This window comes from Aquabacterium fontiphilum (assembly GCF_009909205.1).
Taxonomy (GTDB): domain Bacteria; phylum Pseudomonadota; class Gammaproteobacteria; order Burkholderiales; family Burkholderiaceae_C; genus Aquabacterium; species Aquabacterium fontiphilum.
In genome coordinates, this window is the sequence record NZ_JAAAPN010000021.1 from 1 (window position 1) to 2,159 (window position 2,159).

Consider the following 2,159-nt stretch of genomic DNA (forward strand, 5'->3'; position numbering starts at 1 on the left):
GTGGGCACGATGCTGGCGGTGCTGGCCATTCTCATTTTGGGAGTGATCGCGGGAGGCGATTTTTCCAATGGTGACGCGGGTTTAGCTTTCATGCTCCCGCTGTTCACGCCTTATACATTGCCGCTTAGCAGTGTACTTGGACGCCTGTTGCGTATCCAAGTCCGGGCATGAATTCCGGGTAGACTTTAGGTACTTTAATGCGTTGCGTTACGGTAACGCCTCCTTGCCTAAAGCTCATGCTGACCACATTGCCGGACAAGACGCTTGCTCTCGTTGATCGCCAGATGTTGCCGCGCTACTGGGCAACCGTATGGACGATCTTTCATGCTGGTGGCCTTGCGCCATCCACCCACAAGCGAAAGCTCTCCGACATCGAGGCGCTGTATGAGCACGCCGAACAGACGAACGTATGCCTGGACGATTTGATTGCACGTCTGGATCTCGATGCCATAGGCCATGTGCTTGAAGCGTTTTTTATCAGCCTAAAGAACCTTCCCGTGCCATCGAGTCAGGCTCTAAGGCGCTGGAACATGGCATTTCACTTCGTCCGGGACGTCTGCGAACGCATTGCGCGAAGCCCCCATACCGCGCGACGTATGGTCGAAGTTCGGGAAAAGATTGCCACGCTCGACCGGCTTTACATGGGACTTCGTCCGCAGAGAAGACGGATCGCCAGCAAGGTGCGCGCGCTCCCAAAGGACGTGGTCCGGGAGCTTTTGGACGTGGCCACGCCAGGCTCAGCATCGAACCCCTTCGAGTCCGTGTCGACTCAGTGGCGCATGTATTGCCTATTGATCCTGCTTCTTTTCCAAGGACTTCGGCGTGCTGAAGCGCTCGTGCTTCGGGTGGACTCCATAGAGACCCAAAGAGATCAAGAAACCGGCGCCAGTAGATGGCTTCTGCGCATCCACCTGAACGAAGCAACGAGCGATCCTCGTGCGCAAGTACCGAGCATAAAGACAGCAGATTCGGTAAGGGTGCTGCCCGTTACGACCACGACAGCCAATGTCATTCAGATCTACGTTGAAAACTTCAGAGGCAAGCCCAACCACAGTTACCTGATGAGCAGCGCGCGACAGCAGCCGCTTTCTATCGAGGGAGTGAACAAAGCCTTTCGACGTCTGAGCGAGGCGTTGTCCAAGGAGGCTCGTCATTCGCTGAAGATTGCCACCGGCACAGACTTTGTCACACCTCACGCACTCCGGCATACCTGCGCTGTGCTTCGGATGAAGCAGATGCTGGGTCAGGGTCAGTCACCTGAGCAAGCAATGAGCCATCTGAGAAGCTTCTTCGGATGGGCTAAGACCTCGCTCATGCCGATGCATTATGCAAAGGCGGCATTGGACGAGCGGCTGAATGAAACCTGGAACGACGCTTTGGATGAGCGTCTTGAATTCTTGAGAGGCCTTCCCTAATGATCAACGCTCATGCCGTGATCCAACCTGATGGCTTTGAAGACGCCGTGTCTGCATTGCCTGCCTTACCAAGCATCCTTCACTACGAAGATGACTACGAAGAGAAAACCCGGTCGATTCGTACGCAGGAATGCCATGAGCGCGCGGATCTCTTCGTCGATGGCGAGATAGTCAAGATCCAGTTCCACAGACCCACCCAGTCGGTTCAAGTCCTTGTTCGCCACTATCTCCTCCAAAGCTTACAGCTCAAAGCGCCTGGATCCATAGTCAACTACTACCGCAGCTTACGAGCCGTGGCTGACCAAGACATCCGATTGATTGCAGTATCCAGTCCCTCTGATGTGCGGGCTGCATGGGCAGAAATGTCAGTCCGCTATCGGTATTACGAAATGGCGGCACTGAAGTCATTGCTGGGGTACTTATGTCAGATTGGCTTCATGGGCTGGACTCCTTTGTATGCCGACTTCGCATCACGCGCGCTGAACGTAAATAACCCGGACCCATACGCGACGGTCCGTGCAGGGTCTTGCTTCCTCAGCGTCGAAGAGGAAGCGGGACTGATTCGCTGGATCGACCAGATGGCGCAGTGTGCTGCAGAGCTGGATATGCAGGCTACTTGTCACCGCCGCAGTAATACTGACCCACTTCGTCGGCGTAAAAGTGACCCACCTGGGGTAAGGATGGCGGCTTTGGCCGCCGATGTTGACCCAGGAGCAAGTAGTGGAGATCAAGGTGATGTCTCGG

Annotated in this window: 2 protein-coding genes; both read left to right on the forward strand. The window is 55.3% G+C overall.

What is annotated here, in order from left to right; translation table 11 throughout:
* Nucleotides 1–236: 236 nt before the first annotated feature.
* On the forward strand, nt 237–1,415 hold the full coding sequence (locus GTZ97_RS16360; protein WP_161652060.1) for a tyrosine-type recombinase/integrase: 1,179 nt from the start codon (nt 237–239) through the stop codon (nt 1,413–1,415).
* The coding region (locus GTZ97_RS16365) for a hypothetical protein (protein WP_161652062.1) at nt 1,415–2,159 on the forward strand (745 nt) is incomplete at its 3' end. The genes GTZ97_RS16360 and GTZ97_RS16365, both read left to right, overlap by 1 nt.

Excerpts from the sequence above, each read along its gene's own strand:
- GTZ97_RS16360 (WP_161652060.1), top strand. The coding sequence starts at position 237 with ATGCTGACCACATTGCCGGACAAGACGCTTGCTCTCGTTGATCGCCAG.